Below are 17,997 nucleotides of genomic sequence, written 5' to 3' on the forward strand. Positions count from 1 at the left end.
AACGCCAAACAACGAAATCTGCTTTTTATCTGAAACGACGGATCTGTCCGGCGTATTTGTGTGGATCGGCTCTGCATGAAAGGTTCCCGCGGGAGCCGGTCGGGAAGCCATATTGGCGTTCCTGACGCGAGCCGCTGATCGCTGCAGACCGGTTCGATGCGCTGATGCGCTGATTCATGCAGATAAAGCGGAACGCCTGATGCGATCCAACCGACGGTTCAATGCATCGGCGATGCAAACGTGCCGGCCATACGAGGTTCATAAAGTTATGAGTTTCCCTTCGTTGCCATTCATAGCTCGTACCGCTAACTTCGACTGACCAGACGATCGGACCATTCAATCCGTCGCTGGTGTGCGCACCGGCTCGACGCCGCTCCGGAAGAGCAGGCGGCGCGACGTATCGTCAACCCTTCTTCGTGGACCTTCATGAGCAGACGTAGCGGGCAGTTGCGCCTCGGCGCCTTTCTTTATCCCGCGGGACATCACATTGCGGCGTGGCGGCATCCGCAAGCGCAGGCGGATGCCGGCGTCAATTTTCGCCACTATGTGCAACTCGCGCAGGCGGCCGAAGCGGCGAAGTTCGATCTTGTGTTTCTGGCGGACGGCGTGGGTACGCGTGGCGACAACGTCGACTTTCTGAGCCGCACGGCGCACAGCTACGTCGCGCAGTTTGAACCGATTACGCTGCTGTCGGCGCTGGCGGCGGTGACCGGACGCATCGGTCTGGTCGGCACGGCATCGACGAGCTTTAACGAGCCGTATCACATCGCGCGCAAGTTCGCTTCGCTCGACCACATCAGCGGCGGGCGCGCGGGCTGGAATCTGGTCACGTCGTCGAGCGAGCACGAAGCGAAGAACTTCAATCGCGACAAGCATTACGATCACGCCGAACGCTATGAGCGTGCGACCGAGTTCGCGCAGGTCACACAAGGACTGTGGGATAGCTGGGAAGACGACGCGTTTGTCCGCGACAAGGCCAACGGGCGTTTCTTCGACCCGCGCAAGCGGCATGTGCTGGAACACAAGGGGCGCTTTTTTCAGGTCAAGGGTCCGCTGAACGTCGCGCGTTCTCCGCAGGGGCATCCGGTCGTCGTGCAGGCCGGGTCGTCCGAAGCGGGAAGAGAGCTGGCGGCCAGCACGGCCGAGGTGATTTTCACCGCGCAGCAAACGCTGGAGGACGCAGTCGCCTTTTACGCGGACGTGAAGGAACGCATGCGAGCCTATGGCCGCGATCCGGACGATCTGAAGATCATGCCGGGCGTGTTTCCGATTGTCGGACGCACTGAAAGCGAGGCGAACGAGAAGTTCGAGCAGTTGCAGTCGCTCGTCGATCCGAAGGTGGGGCTCGCGCTGGTATCCGGGCTGACCGGTGGCTTCGATCTGTCGGACTATCCGCTCGACGGGCCGATTCCCGAGTTGCCCGAAACGAATGCTAGCAAGAGCCGGCAGTCCTTGACGATCGAACTGGCGCGCCGCGAGCATCTGACTATCCGCCAGCTCTATTTGCGGGTTGCCGGCGCACGTGGCCATTGGCAACTCGTCGGCACACCCGCGCAGATCGTCGATCAACTCGAAGAACGCTTCGTGAACCACGGCGCCGACGGCTTCAACGTCATGCCGCCAGTGCTGCCGCACGGTTTGACCGATTTCATCGAACTGGTATTGCCCGAGTTGCGACGACGCGGGTTGTTTCGCACCAGCTATGAAGGAAGCACGTTGCGCGAGAACCTCGGCTTGCGGCGGCCGGCGCATCGCGTTCGATAGACGTGCGCAGCGGCGCTGGACCCTGTCGTTCGGCGCTGCAGCGAGTGGCCACATCAATGCCAGATCAGCGGCGCTGCGATCGATATCACAATTGATCGGTTGGTGGCGGGGCACGGCATTGCTAGCATCACAGGCTTGCCTACGAAGCGCCCGCGCCATCATGAATGCCCGCAATATGCCGCTGAATCCATCGCCGTCACGCACTCGCCGCCGGCTGCTTGGCCGTCTGGCCGCAGGCGGGCTCGTTGCGTCGCACGCGGCGGCGGCCGCCGAACTGCTCAAGCCGCTCGAGGTCGCGCCGTCGAGTCGCGTGCCCGGCGCTCCCATACTCGAGCATCCCTACGGCGTGCCGTCGCCGCACGAGGCGAATGTCGTGCGGCGCAGCGCACGGGTGTGGCCGCTGCCCGGCGCGGCTTCGTCGATGACCCCGCTCGCCGATCTGCACGGTGCGCTCACACCGAACGGCCTGGTCTACGAACGTCATCATGGCGGCGTGCCCGACATCGATCCCGATCAGCACCGGCTGGCGATTCACGGACTGGTGCGCACCCCGAAACTGTTCACGATGGACGACCTGCTGCGTTTGCCGTCCGAATCGCGCATCCATTTTCTCGAATGCTCCGGCAACACCGGCAATGAATGGAGCGGTCCGAGCGGCCAGCCGGTGCAACTCACGCATGGTCTGCTGTCGTGCTGCGAGTGGACCGGCGTGCGTTTGTCGACCTTGCTGGAGGAAGTGGGCGGTCTGTCGAAGCAGATCGATCCGGCCCGCGGCTGGTTGCTCGCGGAGGGTGCGGACGCCGCGGTGATGGCGCGCAGTCTGCCGCTCGAACGGATACTTGACCGCGCGCTCGTGGTCTATGCGCAAAACGGCGAACGCCTGCGTCCGGAAAACGGTTATCCGTTGCGTCTGATCGTGCCCGGCTTCGAAGGCAATACGAACGTGAAGTGGCTGCGTCGGCTGAAAGTGGTCGACGCGCCGTTGCAAACGCGCGAAGAGACCTCGAAGTACACCAGCCTGCTCGCGAACGGCACCGCGCGCCAGTTCGCGTTCGAGATGGACGCGAAGTCGGTGATCACGCGGCCGTCGCCCGGACATCGCCTGACTACGCACGGTTATTACCCGATTACCGGCCTGGCATGGTCAGGGCGGGGCACCGTCCGCAAGGTCGAGGTGTCGACCGATGGCGGGGCGACGTGGCGTGTTGCGCGTCTGGACGGCGCGATTCGCGATCGCGCGCTCACGCGCTTTCAGGCGGATTGGCGCTGGGACGGAGGCCCCGCCGCGATTCTTTCGCGTGCGACCGATTCGACCGGCTATGTGCAGCCGACGCGCGCCGAACTCGTGGCCGCGCGCGGCCTGAACTCGCAGTACCACTACAACGCGATCCAGCAATGGCGGGTCGACACGAGCGGCGAGGTGCGTAATGCGTGAAGGCCGTTCCAGGTGCGTGCGGATGCATGCGGCGCTGGCCGCGTTTCTGTTACTGATGGCGCTGGCGTCCTGTTCGTCGATCGCGCCGGACGCGCCCGGCGCCCAGAACGCGACGGCGGGCCACGACATCGGCACGCCGGTCACCGCGCAAGAACTGGCTGCCTGGAACATCGACGTCGCGCCGGATGGCCGGGGACTGCCTCCGGGCAGCGGCGACGTCGCCACAGGCGCTCACGTGTTCGCGGCCAAATGCGCGGCTTGCCATGGCGCGCAGGGCCAGGGCGGTCTCGGCGATCCGCTGGTCGGCGGCCAGGGCACGCTGGCGAGTGCGAAGCCCAAGCGCACGGTGGGCAGCTACTGGCCCTACGCGACGACGCTGTTCGACTATATCCGCCGCGCGATGCCCTACAACGCGCCCGAATCGCTTTCCGCCGACGAGGTTTACGCGCTCAGCGCGTTCCTGCTCAACCAGAACGGCATCGTGGCGGCGAATACGCGGCTCGACGCGGCATCGCTGCCGCGCGTTGTGATGCCGAATAGGAACGGTTTCGTGATCGATCCGCGTCCGGCGCGACTGTGATGAGCTCCCGGCCTCGCGGATTGAGGGCAGGAGCAGCGGGAGCTTGCAGAATACTTACGCCAGTTGCATCTCGTTAAAGCAGCGGGTTTATCACTCCAGCAGATAAACGTATCGGATTTGCTTCGTTGTCGCCGCGTGCGCATGTCGGTAAATTCATTTGACTGCGCCCTCGACGGCGTCCTCAGAACAGATTCGACGAAGAGTTTCCTGTGACGACTGCCTTTGCATCTACTGCCGCGAGCCACGCTGGCCAGGCCATTGAAACCCAGCCCATCGAGATTCGCGCTTTCGACGGTCCCGTCGGCGCAGAGGTTTTCGGACTCGACCTCGGCCAGCCGCTGAGCCCTGAGGACTTCGCGCGCATTCATCGCGCTCACCTCGATCACCATGTGCTGGTGTTTCGCGATCAACGCATCACGCCGGATCAGCAAGTCGCCTTCAGCCGCCGTTTCGGCCCGTTGCAGATCCACGTGCTGCATCAATTCCAGTTGCCGGGCTACCCGGAAGTGCTGGTGGTGTCGAACATCGTCGAAGACGGCAAACCGATTGGTCTGGGCGATGCCGGCCATTACTGGCATTCCGACCTGTCGTACAAGGAAAAGCCGAGTCTCGGTTCACTGCTGCATGCGCAGGAACTGCCCGCCGAAGGCGGCGACACGCTGTTTGCCAACATGCACCTTGCGTGGGACACATTGCCCGCGCATTTGCGCACCGCGGTGGAAGGGCGTTCGGCCGAGCACACCTATCTCGCCAAATACGCGGAACTGCAGAAGCGCAGCCCGTGGCGGCCCAATCTGTCCGCCGAGCAGATCGCCTCGGTGAAACCGGTCGTGCATCCGATCGTGCGCACGCATCCCGAGACCGGGCGCAAGGCGCTCTTCGTCAGCGAGCATTTCACGACCCGCGTGATCGGTTTGCCCGAAGACGAGAGCCAGACCCTGCTCGACGAACTCTTCGCGCATAGCGTGCGCCCCGAGCATCTTTACCGGCACCGATGGGCGGAACACGACATGGTGTTCTGGGACAACCGCTCGCTGATGCATCTTGCGGCCGGCACGCCGGACCATCTGCGCCGCAAGCTTTATCGCACGACGATTGAAGGCGACGTGCCGTTCTAACGGCAACGTCGCCCGCTTTGACTACACTACACGCTGACCGGAGTTCCAATGCTTGCCAGGTTTCGCTCGACCGCCACGCGGTCGTCGTTTGGCCGCCGTTTCACCGCGGCGCTGCTGACTTTCTCGATGGGCGTCGCGGGCTTTGCCGCCACTGCACCCGCGCATGCCGAAGGGCAGATCCGCGTGGCCGAGCAGTTCGGCATTGTCTATCTGCTGCTGAACGTGGCGCGCGACCAGCAGTTCGTCGAGAAAGAAGGGCGTAAGCAGGGGCTCGACATCAAGGTCGACTGGGTGAAGCTCTCGGGCGGCGCGGCGGTCAACGACGCGCTGCTGTCCGGCGCGGTGGACATCGCCGGCGCGGGCGTCGGGCCGTTGCTGACGATCTGGGACCGCACGCGCGGCAAGCAGAACGTCAAGGGCGTCGCCTCGCTCGGCAATCTGCCGTATTACCTCATCAGCAACGATCCCAATGTCAGGACGATTGCCGACTTCACGGAGAAGGACCGCATCGCGGTGCCGGCTGTGAACGTTTCGGTGCAATCGCGCGTGCTGCAATATGCGGCGGCCAAACGCTGGGGCGACAAGGATTACAACCGGCTCGACAAGTTCACCCAGGCGTTGCCGCATCCCGATGCGGCTGCGGCGATCATTGCCGGCGGTACGGAAATTACCGGCCACTTCGGCAATCCGCCATTTCAGGAGCAGGAACTGGCGGGCAATCCGAAGGCGCATATCGTGCTGAATTCGTACGATGTGCTGGGCGGCCCGAGTTCGGCGACCGTGCTTTACGCAACCGAGAAATTCCGCGACAACAATCCGAAGACGTACCGCGCATTCGTCGATGCGCTGGCCGACGCCGCGCGCTTCATTACGGCAAATCCGGATGCGGCCGCCGATATCTACATTCGCACGAATCAATCGAAAATCGACCGCAATCTGCTCGTGAAGGTGATCAAGAACCCGCAGGTGCAGTTCAAGGTCGCGCCGCAGAACACGTTCGGGCTCGCGCAGTTCATGTATCGCGTCGGCGCGATCAAAAACGAACCGAAGTCGTGGAAAGATTACTTCTTCGACGACCCGGCGACCGCGGCGGGGAGTTGAGCATGTTGACCGTCGCCGGACCTGTATCGGTCCATTTAGTCCGCACACAGGGAACGATCTGATGGTGGCCAATCCTACGCTTCTGTTTCCAGACAGCGCCGGGCACCCCGGCGCGGCAACCAGCGCGAAACTACTCGCGGTCGAGCACGTCAACCTCGAATATCGCACGCGCGAGCGGATCGTGCGCGCGACCCACGATGTCAGCTTCGACGTCTACGGCGGCGATCGCTTCGTGCTGCTCGGGCCGTCGGGCTGCGGCAAATCGACGTTGCTCAAGGCCGTGGCCGGCTTTATCCAGCCGACCTCGGGCAGCATTTCGCTCGACGGCCAGCACGTGCGCGGCCCCGGCGCCGACCGGATCGTGGTGTTCCAGGAGTTCGACCAGTTGCCGCCATGGAAGACGGTGCTGCAGAACGTCGTATTCCCGCTGCGCGTCGCGAAAAAGCTGTCCCGCGCGGAAGCCAGGGAGCGCGCGCTGCACTACCTGGAGAAGGTGGGGCTGGCTTCGTTTGCGAACGCTTATCCGCATACGTTGTCGGGCGGCATGAAGCAGCGGGTCGCGATTGCCCGCGCGTTGGCGATGCAGCCGCGCGTGCTGCTGATGGACGAACCCTTTGCCGCACTCGATGCGCTCACGCGCCGCAAGATGCAGGAGGAACTGTTGCGGCTGTGGGAAGAGGTGAATTTCACGCTGCTGTTCGTCACCCATTCGATCGAAGAGGCGCTGGTGGTCGGCAATCGGATCCTGCTGCTATCGCCGCACCCCGGCCGCGTGCGTGCCGAACTCAACAGCCATCAGTATTCGCAGGACAGTTTTGGACGCAGCGACTTTCAGCGCAGCGCCGCGCATATTCATCACCTGTTGTTTGAGCAGACGGAGACTGTGCAATGAGTTCGCCCGCCACCTTGCTGCCCCCGGTTCGCGAAGAATATGAACGTCCGCTCGAACCGCTCGGTGAACTCGTTCTCGAAGCACCGCTGCCGCTCGGCAAGCGGCTCCTGGCGCAGAGCTGGCTGCGCAAGACACTGATTGCGCTGGTGCTGATCGCGGGGTGGGAGGTCGCCGCGCGCGTGGTCGACAACGATTTGCTGCTACCCACTTTCGGTGCAACGTTCAGCGCGTTCGTGCAGGGTGTGTGGTCCGGAGAATTGCTGCAGAAAACCGCAGTGTCGATGTCTGTGCTGCTGCGTGGCTATCTGCTTGGGGCCGCGCTCGCGTTCGTGCTGACCTCGCTCGCCGTTTCGACGCGAGTGGGCCGCGATTTACTGTCGATGCTGACCGCGATGTTCAATCCGTTGCCGTCGATCGCGCTGTTGCCGCTTGCGTTGCTATGGTTCGGGCTCGGCACGGGCAGCCTGTTGTTCGTGCTGGTGCATTCGGTGCTATGGCCGCTCGCGCTCAATACGTACTCCGGTTTTCAGTCGGTGCCGGCCACGCTGCGCATGACAGGGCGCAACTATGGGCTGACTGGCATGCGCCATGTGCTGTTGATTCTGGTGCCCGCGGCGCTGCCGTCGATTCTGGCCGGTTTGCGAGTGGGCTGGGCGTTTGCATGGCGCACGCTGATCGCGGCCGAACTGGTGTTCGGCGCAAGCTCGGGCAGCGGGGGGTTAGGCTGGTACATCTTCCAGAATCGCAACGAACTGTATACGGACCGGGTTTTCGCGGGCCTCGCAGCGGTGATCGTGATCGGCTTGCTGATCGAGCATCTGGTGTTCGATACGCTGGAGCGCATCACCGTGCGGCGCTGGGGTGTGCAGCAGTAGCCAGTAGCCGTTCAGGCGCGCGCTGCGGCAACACGGGCCCTCCGGCAACGGCCGGGCGGGGGGCAGACTCGAAGCGCCGTGCATTAGCGCTTCTCGTGTAACCATAGTGTGCCGCTCGTACCATACTTCCGCTCGATATCCGTCAGGTAGCGGAAAAGTCCGTTTCGAGCCTGTCGATCGCTAGCGCTTCAACCCCATCGCGCGTGACCCGAACCCGAGCGCAGTGACAGCGCGGACTCAGCGGCCGCACTGCGGCCGCCCCTTTTTACCCCGTCATTTGGGTGATTCATTCCAGGCTGGCAGCGTCGCTCCGTGATACACCCGGAGGATCTCCGCAGCGACGTTAGGCTCCTGATAACTTTCGACCAGAGCGTGGACCCACGGCGCTTTCTGGTCGTTTTCATTCACGGCGATGAAGTTGCGATAAGGATTGCCTGCGACCTTTTCCTGCGCGATCCGTTCCTGAGGGATTTTGATGCCGGCCTTGATGGCCCAGTCGGTGTTGATGACGGCTGCGTCCAGATCGCCGATTGCGCGCCCGACGATACCCGCGTCGAGTTCCTTGATGTGGATGTTTTTCGGATTGTTCGCGATATCGCGCACGGTGGGAAGGAGCCCCACGTCCGGACGTAGCGTGATCAGGCCCTGGGCCTGAAGCAGGAGAAGTGAGCGGCCTTCGTTGCTCGGGTCATTCGGCACGCCGATGGTCGCGCCGGTCGGCAAGTCAGCCACCGATTTCACCTTGCGCGAATACAGGCCGATCGGCTGAACGTAGGTATAACCCACCGGGATGATGCGATAGCCGCGCGCGGCAATCTGTGCATCGAGATAAGGCTTGTGCTGGAAGGAATTTGCATCCAGATCGTGCTGGGACAACGCCGCATTGGGTTGCGTATAGTCGTTGAACGTCGTCGTCTTTACCAACAGGCCGTGCTTTGCCGCGTTTGCGGCGACCACGCGCCAGACGTCTTCGTCTTCCCCGGACATGATGCCGACGCGCACGGTCTGATCCGCAGCGTGGGATAGCGGCGACGCCACAATGCCCCAGCCGAGTATCAGCGTGGCCAGCACGCTTCCAATGATCTTTTGCCCTTTCATTTTCTTCACCGCTTTCCTTTCCTTTGGTTGAGATTGCTACGGATGCCAGGCAGCGCAACTCTGCTCTGGTAAATATCTTTTCGGGGAAATCGTCAGAACCGCAATGGCGGTGCCGTCAACCGCGCGGCAATCGCCGGTTGTCGATCCACATGCGAGCCCAACGGGCCGCATACGCAATGGCGAGATCGGATTCAAAGAAATAATCCAGCGCGTCGAATACGTATGCACGTTTTTGCAGCGACGCTTCGTCCTGAATGACGAGATTGGCCGCGAATAATCCGCTCGGCAGCGCCTGTGCGGCGGGAGCGACTTCATAACCTTTGTAGTACATGCTCGTTTCACCCTCGCGATGCAATGGAGCGTGCGATCAGATTAGCGAGCCTCGCAAAACAAGGGAAACAAGCATTTGGCAGAAGCAAACCCGCTGCGGCGCCGAATTGAAAAGAAGCAGAAGTGGCGAAGCTTGCGCTGTGGGCAACGTGACTCCGGGCAACATGCCGACGCTATGCCGATTCACGCGCTGAATCGCCGTATGCGCGGCGGCCATGCAATCACCCGCGGCGCGAACCCGGCCTGATGCAAGCTTCGCTGCGGACCCCGGTCGAATCAGCTCCCGGCGGGTTCCGCGCGCTTCGTGGCGAAATCCCATCGCTGTGCTTCGCCCGTATCCACGCGTGCCGGCAGCAGGCCGGCCTGCAGGAACGTATCGGCGATCTTCTGCTGTTCGCTGAAATTCTGCGGGACGACGGGTCGCACCACATAACTGCGGCGCGCATTCGCCCGCTCGATTGTCGTGGTATCGAGTCCCCAGATCGGCGAGAGCGTTTTCGCGGCATCCTCGGGATGCGTGCGCAGCCACGTGCCCGCCTGAGACAACTGGTCGAACAGGATCTGAATGACTGCGGGGTGCGCCGCGGCGAAATTGCTCGAAGCGAGGTAGTAACGCTGATACGACGCGAGTCCGTTGCCGTCCGCGAGAATGCGCACGCTGGTGTCTCTGTCGACCGAAGCGACATACGGATCCCATGTGATCCAGGCGTCGACGCTGCCATGCTCGAACGCCGCCCGCCCGTCCGCCGGCGCGAGGTAGTGGATCGTCACGTCTGCCGGAGAAAGGCCGGCTTTGGCGAGCGCGGCGAGCAACAGATAGTGGCTTCCCGCCGCCTTCGTTACCGCGATGTGCTTGCCTTTCAGGTCGGCCAGCGTGTGCAGCGGACCGTCTTTTCTTACGATGATTGCCTGAGCGCCCGGCGACGGCGCTTCCTGCGCGATATAGACGAAGTTCGCATGCGCGGCCTGGGCGAAGACCGGCACCGTATCCGCGACGTCGGCGCTGAAGTCGACCGCATCGACGTTAAGCGCTTCGGTAAGCGGCAGGCCACTTGCGAATTCGTGCCACGAGACGTTCACGCCGAGCGGCGCGAGCGCCTGTTCCAGCGAGCCGCGCGCCTTGAGCAGCGTGATTAGCGTCGACGATTTCTGGTAGCCGATACGCAAGGCGACGGGAGACCCGGCCGTTCGCGATGCCTGGGCATGGCCCTGCGTGCCGGTGATGGTCAGTGCGGCAGCCAGCATGGCGCGCGTAAAAGCGCGCCGCGTCATTAACGTCATGAATCCTGTTCCTTCGAGCGGGTTGGAAAACCAGGCGGTTACCCTAGCAATTGTCGGGCCGAACGATAACCGACAAATTCAGCTATCGATCTGATGGAATGGCATAAGCACCGACGATTGCGCGTCGAGTTGCGCTGCTTGCGCCGAACCGGGCGCTCGGTGTCCCGTTCGCCGGCAGAAGCCTTTGACATCGACAGCAGCCCACCTCGCGGCGTGGCCTGACCGGCCTCTGAACCGGCTGTGCAACCGGAATGCGGCGCGCGCTTCATGCCGTGACGGCGGCCTCCTGCCCTGCCGGATGAGCACTGACGGGCCGCGGCAGCCCGAGGTGATCGCGCAGCGTGCTGCCTTCGTAGTCCGTGCGGAACAGTCCGCGCCGGCGCAGGATCGGCACGACGCCGTCCACGAACTGCTTCAAGCCGTCGGGCAGCGCGTCGGGCATCAGATTGAAACCGTCGGCCGCGCCACCCACAAACCATCGTTCGATGTCGTCGGCAATCTGCTCCGGCGTGCCGACGACGACCCGATGTCCGCCGCCGCCGGCGAGTGCCCGGATCAATTGCCGCGCCGTGTAGCCGTGGTTGCGCGCCTGCGCGAGCGTCGCGTTGAAGAACGTGTGATTACCGTTGCCGCCGCCGGGCAGCGGCAGATCGTCAGGCAGCCGCTGATCGAGTTCGAGGCGCTCCACAGGGAGTCCGAGGATGCCTGCGAGCCGGGTCAGACTGTAGCTCCACGGAATCAGATCCACCAGCTCATCACGCCGGCGCAATGCTTCGGTCTCGGTCGAACCGATGATCGTTGTCAGGCCCGGCAGGATCCTGATCGCGTCGGGACCGCGTCCCAGGGCGGCCGCGCGCGCCTTGAGGTCGCGACCGTAGGCGGCCGATTCGTCGAACGACTGCGCGGCCGAGAAGACGGCTTGCGCATGTCGCGCCGCCAGTTCGCGCCCGTCCGCGGAGCCGCCGGCCTGTACGAGCACCGGATGCCCTTGCGGCGAACGGGGCAGATTCAAGGGGCCGGCCACGTCGAAGTATTTGCCGTGGTGTGAGACCGGACGCACCTTGGTCGTGTCGATGAACCGTCCGCGCGTTTTGTCGCCGACCAGCGCGTCGTCTTCCCAACTGTCCCACAGCTTCTTGACAACCTCGGTGAATTCGGCCGCACGTGCATAACGCTCCGCATGAACCGGCACGGTTTCGCGCCCGAAATTGCGCGCGGAGCCGAGGTCGGCCGTCGTGACGATATTCCAGCCCGCCCGGCCGCCGCTTACGTGATCGAGCGTCGAGAAGCGGCGGGCAATGTTGTACGGCTCGTTGTAACTGGTGGATGCGGTGCCGATCACGCCGATTCGCGTGGTCGCCGCCGCGATGCTGGCAAGCAGCACCGTCGGCTCGAGCGCGGTGATCGGGCGGAAGTCGATCTGATCGGCAATCGATGCGTTGTCCGCGAGGAACACCGCATCGAACTTCGCCGCCTCGGCGATTTGCGCGACGCGGATGTAGTGCGCGACGTCGATGAACGCACGCGGGTCGGCGTCGGGAAGCCGCCACGCGGAGGGTACGAATCCGGAATGCAGGATGTTGACGTTCAGGTGCAGCCGGCGGGGCGGGGAAGTATACACAGGCGTCTCGCGGAAATGAGGAGAAAGCCGGAGTGGCGTCGCCGCGCCCGGCATCCTGCGATTTTCAGGCGGCGCAGCGGCCCTCGCCACGAATCATTTGGCGCATCGATATGCACGGAAGCAATAAGGAGGGCGGTTCGGCCGGATGCGTTGCGGGCCGGCCGCTCAACATATAACGCAAAGCTAATCACTTTTGCTTGTTTTTCGCGTCTTTCAAAACGCCTTAGTATCCGTAATTTTTATAATAAACAGGACGGGTATGAGCTTGCGGAACTCATCGCGGGGATATGTTTTCGGGGCGCTGTCTGCCTTCATACTGATTTGCGCCAGCTCGCTCCCCGTTCTGGCGGCACCCAATCATGGCGGCACATTGACATGGCTCGTCACGCCGGAGCCGGCGTCGATCATTCCTTTGACGAGCACCGCTGGCGGTAACGCGGAGATCGGGCCGAAGGTGGTAGAAGGCCTGCTGACCTACGACAAGGATCTCAATCCTCAACCGCTGCTGGCTACCGCGTGGTCCGTGAGCAAGGACGGACTTGAGTATCGCTTCACGCTGCGTCGTGGCGTGAAATGGCATGACGGCAAGCCATTTACTTCTGCCGATGTCGCATTCTCGATTCTGACGCTGAAGCAGGTGCATCCGCGCGGCCGAAGCACGTTCGCCAACGTGGTCGACGTCAGGACGCCCGACCCTTATACAGCGACGATCCAGTTGTCGAAGCCCGCGCCGTTTCTGCTGACCGCGCTGTCGGGCTCCGAATCGCCGATCATTCCAAAGCATTTATACGAAGGCACGGACATCGTTTCGAATCCGTATAACAGCGCGCCGGTCGGCACTGGCCCGTTCGTTTTCAAGTCGTTCGTCCACGGCAGCTACATTCTTCTCGAACGCAATCCGGACTACTGGGACAAGCCCAAGCCGTACCTCGACAAGATCGTCGTGCGCTTTCTCCCCGATGCGGCGGCCCGCGCGGCGGCGCTCGAATCGGGCGCCGCCAACCTCGGCGATCAGGCGATCCCGCTATCGGATGTCAAACGGTTCAGCGCGCTGCCGGAGTTCAAGGTGGACACGACTAACTGGCCGTATGTCAGCAATCACCAGCAGTTGATCTTCAACCTCGATACGCCGGTCCTGAAAGACAAGGCGGTGCGCAAGGCGATATCCCAGGCGGTCGACGTCAACGCATTGAACCGGGTGGTCTGGTACGGCTACGGCCAGGTGTCTGCGGCGGCGATCGGCGCGGCGAATACGAAGTACCACGACGCCGATATCCACTATTTTCCGTATGACATAGCTCAGGCCAATGCCGCGCTGGATGCCGCCGGATTGAAGCGTGGCCCGGACGGCAAGCGGTTCACGCTGCGACTGCTGTTCAATCCGTTCCAGGATCCCCGTGCCGCGGATTTTGTCCGCCAGTCGCTCGCGCGTATCGGCATCGACGGCGAAATCGAGAGTTATGACTTCGCGACGTATGTGAAGAAGGCCTATACCGATCGCGCATTCGACATCACACTCGAAGCGCTTGCGAATGTATTCGATCCGACGGTAGGCGTGCAACGCGTTTTCTGGTCGAAGAACTTCAAGATCGGACTGCCGTTCTCCAACGCGGCGCATTATTCGAATCCCGAGGTCGACCGTCTGCTGGAGGCGGCCTCGGCGGAAACCAACGAAGCGAAGCGCCGTCAGCTATTCATTCAGTTCCAGCAGATCGTCCACGACGATATCCCGTCAATCGAATTCGGCGCGAATCCCAACATCACCATTGTTTCGAAGAAGGTGAAGGACTACGCACCGACCGGCGAAGGTTTGCGCGGCAATTTTTCCGACCTGTACATTGAGCCATGATGCGCGGCGACGCGAACAGGAGCCTTGCGCGTGACGCGTCGTCAGGAAAAGTCCGGCGGGAAGAGACTGGCGCTCATGTCCATGTTGCCGGTCTGTGCGTAGATCAGGGGGCGCCCATGCGGGCTGACCACCGTTCCGTCGATCACGCGCCCCACCACTAGCCGATGATCACCGGCCTCGATGTCGCTGACCACCCGGCAGTCGAAGTGAGCCAGCGCGTCGCGCAACAGCGGTGCGCCCGATTTGCCGGGCCGCCAGGGTATCGACGCCAGTTTGTCGACGGTGCGGCCCGATTGGGTCCCGAAGTGCCTGGCGAGCGCCTGTTGTTGTTCGCCCAGCACATTGATCGAGAACACCCGGCCGCCGCCAAGAAGTGCATAAGACTCGTGTGCCGGACTGATACTGATCGCCAGAAGCAATGGGGAAAATGAAATCTGCATGATCGAACTCGCAGTGAATGCATTCCTGCGATCACCGTCCGCTACGCCGATGACATACACGCCCGCGGTCAAATGTCTGAAAAGATCTGCGATGCCGTTGCTCATGGTCCATTCTCTCCCGGTCTGGCGTGGCGAATCGCACGAACGCCAGGTTCATTGCAAAAAACGGAATCGGCACCGGCGTTCTGGAAGCGCGATTTCGCTGTCCGTCGTTCGCCCCCGGAACCATAGCTGACCAGGCCTTCTCCTGTCACGTCCCACGCGGAGGCTGGGGCGATAGGCAAAAAGGCACAAGGGCACAAGGACCGGCCTGCCCCGGATAGATGGTCTACCTGTTCGCCGGATTCACCGAGACAGGAAGGGCGCGCTTATGGCGGGTCGCCGTATGGAAACGGCGAATCGTGGTCAGCACCTCGTCGCTGACGGGTTTCCCTTCCAGGAAATCGTCGATGTCTTCATAGCTGATTCCATAACTGTCCTCGTCCGGCTTCTGGGGCGTCAGGGATTCGAGGTCCGCCGTCGGAACCTTGTTCGCGAGGCGCTCCGAGGCGCCCAAGGCCCGGGCGAGGGCACGCACCCGACGCTTGGTGAGCCCGGACAGTGGCAGAATGTCCGCGCCGCCGTCGCCGTATTTCGTAAAGAAGCCCATAAGGGACTCGGCGGCGTGGTCGGTTCCAATCACCACACCCACCCTGGCGCCGGCGATGGCGTACTGCGCGACCATCCGTTGACGGGCCTTGATGTTGCCGAGGACGAAATCTTCCTGGAAGTCGTCCACGTACTGGGCGCCGCCACGCTTCAGCGACTGCAGCATCGCGTCCGACGGCTCCTTGATATTCACCGTGAGCGTTTCGTCCGGACGGATGAATTCGAGCGCGAGAGCGGCGTCTTCTTCGTCGCGCTGGCTACCGTAGGGAAGGCGCACAGCGAGGAATTTCGCCTCATAGCCGCGAGCCCGAAGGCGATCGACGGCAAGTTGCGCAAGCCGGCCAGCCGTGGAGGAATCGACGCCGCCACTAATGCCCAGCACATACGTGCGGAGCCCCTGCGAAGCCAGATAGTCGCCGAGAAAGCCAATACGCCGCTCGCGCTCCGCGTCGACGTCGAAGTCGCGCGGCACGCCGAGCTCGCTTAGGACCTCCTGTTGCCACGCATTGCCGTAGGGGGAGGATGACGGGTTCATGACGTTCACCTCGTGTGTCGTTCCCGCCTCGCTGACGGGAGTTGATTGAAGTAGTGCTCGATGCGCGAGAGCGCGTACAGCGCCGCAGCGGAGCGGACATCGTTCCTGCCGCCGGAAAAGCGCCGCGTTTCGGAAAACGTGACGATATTCGCCTCGCGCATGCGAAAAGACCACGCGAAACACTGGGTGCCTGCGGGCGGACTGCCGGCGGCCGCTGGATCGGCAAGCCCTGTGTTGGACACCACCACGTCGGCACAGCAGCCTTCCTGACGAAGGGCGCCTTCCGCCATTTCGCGGGCGACTTCCTCGCTGGTCAGGCCGAACTGCTTCATTGTCGATTCCTTCACGCCGAGAAAGCCTGCCTTTCCCGAAGGGGAATAGCTGACAAAACCGACATCGAGGCATGACCCGCTGCCGGGCACGCTCGCGAGGTAAGACGCGATCTGACCAGCGGTGCATGACTCGGCGGTAGCCAGCTTGAGACCGCGCGACGACAGGAAAGACACGGCCTGCATGGGAATGTTCATGGCGTATTCACCTGAGCGTGAGTACCGTCGATGATTTGCAAACCCCTAGCAATTCGCGGTCCGCGACGGACGGGCTGGTTCGGACGGGCACCTGGAAGTCGTACCTCGTTGAAACACGCTCCGGTCGACGGAAGAGGCATAGCCATTGCTGGATCTTCGCAGGCTGTCGCGCGACAGCATAGTGTGCCCATCCGTTCGGCTCGCTAGGGCGGTGAGCCATTTCTTCTGACAGGAGTCGTCATGAACAAGGACCAGCGTGAAGGCCTCAAGGAGGAGCTCAAAGGTTACGTCAACAAGGGCATCGGCTCGATCACCGGAAACGAAGACCGGAAGGTCAAAGGCGAAGTGCAGATCACCAACGGCGACAACCGCAAGGATCTGGGCGATCAGGAAGACAGTATCGACAGGAACGCGATAGATCCGGGAAATCCATCAAACCTCTAGTGGGGCTAGCAGAGGGTGCATGAAGGGTGTGCGCAGGCCAGTGTCGCCTGACTGCATGCGGCCCTCGCTGTACCGGCGCGCTGCCCCGTCACGGCACACGAGTTGCTGGCGTCGATAGCCGCTATGCTGGTTCTTTCGCTCCACGGTATCGCGGGCGCAGCGATAGAACCGTTCCGCTGCCCTCCCCCAGGAGGGCAGCCGTGTCACACCGGGAGCAATGACATGAGAGCGCTTTGCTGGCATGGAAAAAAGGACGTCCGGATCGACAACGTCCCCGACCCGATGATCGAACATCCACGGGATGCGATCATCAAGGTATCGAGTTGCGCAATCTGCGGATCGGATCTTCACCTGTTCGACGGATTCATGCCGACGATGAAATCGGGCGACGTGCTTGGACACGAGTTCATGGGCGAGGTCGTCGAGGTCGGCGCGGAAAACCAGAAGCTGAAGATCGGCGACCGGGTGGTCGTACCGTTCACGATCGCGTGCGGCGAATGCGACCGGTGCCGCCGCGGCTTCTTTTCAGTGTGCGAACGCTCGAACCGTAACAAGGAGATGGCCGACAAGGTATTCGGCCACAGCACGGCGGGCCTGTTTGGCTACTCGCATCTCACGGGCGGATATCCGGGCGGACAGGCTGAATACGTGCGCGTGCCGTTCGCCGACTTCACGCCCGTCAGGATACCGGACGGTCTTACGGATGAGCAGGTGCTGTTTCTGGGCGACATCTTTCCGACCGGATGGCAGGCCGCGGCGCAATGCGAGATCGAACCCACGGATACGGTTTCGATCTGGGGCGCCGGGCCGGTCGGGCAGTTCGCCATCCGAAGCGCGATTCTGCTGGGCGCCCGGCAGGTCATCTCGATCGACCGCGTACCCGAGCGCCTGGCCATGGCCAGGGCCGCCGGAGCGATCACCATCAACTTCGACACCGAAAGCGTGCTGGACCGGCTCAATGAGCTGACTCAAGGCAAGGGACCTGAAAAGTGCATCGACGCTGTCGGCATGGAATCGCACGCGACGCGTTCGTTCGACGCGCTCTACGATCGCGCCAAGCAGGCCCTGATGCTCGAGACCGATAGACCGCACGTGCTGCGCGAAATGATCTACGTATGCCGCCCCGCCGGCATTCTATCGATCCCCGGCGTATACGGCGGCCTGATCGACAAGATTCCGTTCGGCGCGGCAATGAACAAGGGCTTGACGTTCCGCATGGGACAAACCCACGTCAACCGCTGGACCGACGACCTCTTGCGCCGGATACAGGAAGGGCAGATCGATCCGTCTTTTGTGATCACCCACACGGTGCCGCTCGAACAGGGACCGGAGATGTACAGGGTTTTCAGGGAGAAAGAAGACGGTTGCGTGAAAGTCGTTCTGAAGCCATCGCCGTCGATGGGTCAGTGAAGACCGGCAGTGCGCTGGCGGCCAGGCGGTCTTCACCATTGCGCGCAGC

General features: G+C 62.6%; 17 protein-coding genes. 10 read left to right on the forward strand and 7 right to left on the reverse strand.

The window, feature by feature from the left end; genetic code table 11:
- Positions 1 to 426 precede the first annotated feature (426 nt).
- The 7 genes from BXE_RS37485 (at position 427) to BXE_RS37515 (ending at position 7,765) form a co-directional block, all read left to right on the forward strand.
- Positions 427 to 1,764 (forward strand): LLM class flavin-dependent oxidoreductase, encoded by a 1,338-nt coding sequence (locus tag BXE_RS37485; protein ID WP_011493335.1) that lies wholly within the window; start codon positions 427 to 429, stop codon positions 1,762 to 1,764.
- Positions 1,765 to 1,924: 160 nt separating this feature from the next.
- The gene (gene soxC, locus BXE_RS37490; protein WP_148223089.1) at positions 1,925 to 3,199 is read left to right on the forward strand and encodes a sulfite dehydrogenase; all 1,275 of its coding nucleotides are present in this window, start codon (positions 1,925 to 1,927) and stop codon (positions 3,197 to 3,199) included.
- Complete coding sequence (locus BXE_RS37495; protein WP_011493337.1) at positions 3,192 to 3,779, forward strand: c-type cytochrome; 588 nt, start codon at positions 3,192 to 3,194, stop codon at positions 3,777 to 3,779. Before soxC ends, BXE_RS37495 begins: the two co-directional genes overlap by 8 nt.
- 209 nt (positions 3,780 to 3,988) lie before the next feature.
- Positions 3,989 to 4,897 (forward strand): TauD/TfdA dioxygenase family protein, encoded by a 909-nt coding sequence (locus BXE_RS37500; protein WP_011493338.1) that lies wholly within the window; start codon positions 3,989 to 3,991, stop codon positions 4,895 to 4,897.
- A gap of 48 nt (positions 4,898 to 4,945) precedes the next feature.
- Complete coding sequence (locus BXE_RS37505) at positions 4,946 to 5,998, forward strand: ABC transporter substrate-binding protein (protein ID WP_011493339.1); 1,053 nt, start codon at positions 4,946 to 4,948, stop codon at positions 5,996 to 5,998.
- 61 nt (positions 5,999 to 6,059) lie between these two features.
- Entirely contained in the window at positions 6,060 to 6,890 is an 831-nt protein-coding gene (locus BXE_RS37510; RefSeq protein ID WP_011493340.1) for an ABC transporter ATP-binding protein, read from the forward strand.
- Positions 6,887 to 7,765 (forward strand): ABC transporter permease, encoded by an 879-nt coding sequence (locus BXE_RS37515; protein WP_011493341.1) that lies wholly within the window; start codon positions 6,887 to 6,889, stop codon positions 7,763 to 7,765. The genes BXE_RS37510 and BXE_RS37515 overlap by 4 nt, the downstream gene beginning before the upstream one ends.
- A 273-nt stretch (positions 7,766 to 8,038) precedes the next feature.
- On the opposite strand, the gene BXE_RS37520 is transcribed toward BXE_RS37515, so the two are convergent.
- The 4 genes from BXE_RS37520 to BXE_RS37535 form a co-directional block, all read right to left on the reverse strand.
- The gene (locus BXE_RS37520; protein ID WP_011493342.1) at positions 8,039 to 8,863 is read right to left on the reverse strand and encodes a MetQ/NlpA family lipoprotein; all 825 of its coding nucleotides are present in this window, start codon (positions 8,861 to 8,863) and stop codon (positions 8,039 to 8,041) included.
- A gap of 115 nt (positions 8,864 to 8,978) precedes the next feature.
- Positions 8,979 to 9,194, reverse strand: a complete 216-nt coding sequence (locus BXE_RS37525; protein WP_011493343.1) for a hypothetical protein — start codon at positions 9,192 to 9,194, stop codon at positions 8,979 to 8,981.
- A 275-nt stretch (positions 9,195 to 9,469) separates the two neighbouring features.
- A complete protein-coding gene (locus tag BXE_RS37530) occupies positions 9,470 to 10,474 on the reverse strand; it encodes an aliphatic sulfonate ABC transporter substrate-binding protein (protein ID WP_011493344.1) in 1,005 nt (334 codons plus the stop codon).
- Positions 10,475 to 10,739: 265 nt separating this feature from the next.
- Positions 10,740 to 12,149 (reverse strand): LLM class flavin-dependent oxidoreductase, encoded by a 1,410-nt coding sequence (locus BXE_RS37535; RefSeq protein ID WP_011493345.1) that lies wholly within the window; start codon positions 12,147 to 12,149, stop codon positions 10,740 to 10,742.
- Between the two features lie 205 nt (positions 12,150 to 12,354).
- Here BXE_RS37535 and BXE_RS37540 point away from each other — a divergent pair, with 205 nt between their 5' ends.
- On the forward strand, positions 12,355 to 13,944 hold the full coding sequence (locus BXE_RS37540) for an ABC transporter substrate-binding protein (protein ID WP_011493346.1): 1,590 nt from the start codon (positions 12,355 to 12,357) through the stop codon (positions 13,942 to 13,944).
- A gap of 41 nt (positions 13,945 to 13,985) precedes the next feature.
- Here BXE_RS37540 and BXE_RS37545 read toward each other — a convergent pair whose 3' ends face one another.
- The 3 genes from BXE_RS37545 to BXE_RS37555 all read right to left on the reverse strand — a co-directional run bounded on the left by BXE_RS37545 (position 13,986) and on the right by BXE_RS37555 (position 16,094).
- On the reverse strand, positions 13,986 to 14,489 hold the full coding sequence (locus tag BXE_RS37545; RefSeq protein WP_011493347.1) for a flavin reductase family protein: 504 nt from the start codon (positions 14,487 to 14,489) through the stop codon (positions 13,986 to 13,988).
- 223 nt (positions 14,490 to 14,712) lie between these two features.
- Positions 14,713 to 15,567: an ammonia-dependent NAD(+) synthetase gene (nadE, locus tag BXE_RS37550; RefSeq protein ID WP_011493348.1), complete on the reverse strand. Its 855-nt coding sequence runs from the start codon at positions 15,565 to 15,567 to the stop codon at positions 14,713 to 14,715.
- A gap of 5 nt (positions 15,568 to 15,572) precedes the next feature.
- A complete protein-coding gene (locus tag BXE_RS37555) occupies positions 15,573 to 16,094 on the reverse strand; it encodes a CinA family protein (protein WP_011493349.1) in 522 nt (173 codons plus the stop codon).
- A gap of 240 nt (positions 16,095 to 16,334) precedes the next feature.
- Here BXE_RS37555 and BXE_RS37560 point away from each other — a divergent pair, with 240 nt between their 5' ends.
- On the forward strand, positions 16,335 to 16,538 hold the full coding sequence (locus BXE_RS37560) for a CsbD family protein (RefSeq protein ID WP_011493350.1): 204 nt from the start codon (positions 16,335 to 16,337) through the stop codon (positions 16,536 to 16,538).
- A 222-nt stretch (positions 16,539 to 16,760) separates the two neighbouring features.
- Positions 16,761 to 17,948, forward strand: coding sequence for a zinc-dependent alcohol dehydrogenase (locus tag BXE_RS37565; RefSeq protein WP_011493351.1), 1,188 nt, complete (start codon positions 16,761 to 16,763; stop codon positions 17,946 to 17,948).
- Positions 17,949 to 17,997 lie beyond the last annotated feature (49 nt).

Source organism: Paraburkholderia xenovorans LB400 (assembly GCF_000013645.1).
Classification (GTDB): domain Bacteria; phylum Pseudomonadota; class Gammaproteobacteria; order Burkholderiales; family Burkholderiaceae; genus Paraburkholderia; species Paraburkholderia xenovorans.

Coding starts and splice junctions, on each gene's coding strand:
- BXE_RS37485 (WP_011493335.1), top strand. CDS start 427: ATGAGCAGACGTAGCGGGCAGTTGCGCCTCGGCGCCTTTCTTTATCCC.
- soxC (WP_148223089.1), top strand. CDS start 1,925: ATGAATGCCCGCAATATGCCGCTGAATCCATCGCCGTCACGCACTCGC.
- BXE_RS37495 (WP_011493337.1), top strand. CDS start 3,192: ATGCGTGAAGGCCGTTCCAGGTGCGTGCGGATGCATGCGGCGCTGGCC.
- BXE_RS37505 (WP_011493339.1), top strand. CDS start 4,946: ATGCTTGCCAGGTTTCGCTCGACCGCCACGCGGTCGTCGTTTGGCCGC.
- BXE_RS37510 (WP_011493340.1), top strand. CDS start 6,060: ATGGTGGCCAATCCTACGCTTCTGTTTCCAGACAGCGCCGGGCACCCC.
- BXE_RS37515 (WP_011493341.1), top strand. CDS start 6,887: ATGAGTTCGCCCGCCACCTTGCTGCCCCCGGTTCGCGAAGAATATGAA.
- BXE_RS37520 (WP_011493342.1), bottom strand. CDS start 8,863: ATGAAAGGGCAAAAGATCATTGGAAGCGTGCTGGCCACGCTGATACTC.
- BXE_RS37525 (WP_011493343.1), bottom strand. CDS start 9,194: ATGTACTACAAAGGTTATGAAGTCGCTCCCGCCGCACAGGCGCTGCCG.
- BXE_RS37530 (WP_011493344.1), bottom strand. CDS start 10,474: ATGACGTTAATGACGCGGCGCGCTTTTACGCGCGCCATGCTGGCTGCC.
- BXE_RS37535 (WP_011493345.1), bottom strand. CDS start 12,149: ATGCCGGGCGCGGCGACGCCACTCCGGCTTTCTCCTCATTTCCGCGAG.
- BXE_RS37540 (WP_011493346.1), top strand. CDS start 12,355: ATGAGCTTGCGGAACTCATCGCGGGGATATGTTTTCGGGGCGCTGTCT.
- BXE_RS37545 (WP_011493347.1), bottom strand. CDS start 14,489: ATGAGCAACGGCATCGCAGATCTTTTCAGACATTTGACCGCGGGCGTG.
- nadE (WP_011493348.1), bottom strand. CDS start 15,567: ATGAACCCGTCATCCTCCCCCTACGGCAATGCGTGGCAACAGGAGGTC.
- BXE_RS37555 (WP_011493349.1), bottom strand. CDS start 16,094: ATGAACATTCCCATGCAGGCCGTGTCTTTCCTGTCGTCGCGCGGTCTC.
- BXE_RS37560 (WP_011493350.1), top strand. CDS start 16,335: ATGAACAAGGACCAGCGTGAAGGCCTCAAGGAGGAGCTCAAAGGTTAC.
- BXE_RS37565 (WP_011493351.1), top strand. CDS start 16,761: ATGAGAGCGCTTTGCTGGCATGGAAAAAAGGACGTCCGGATCGACAAC.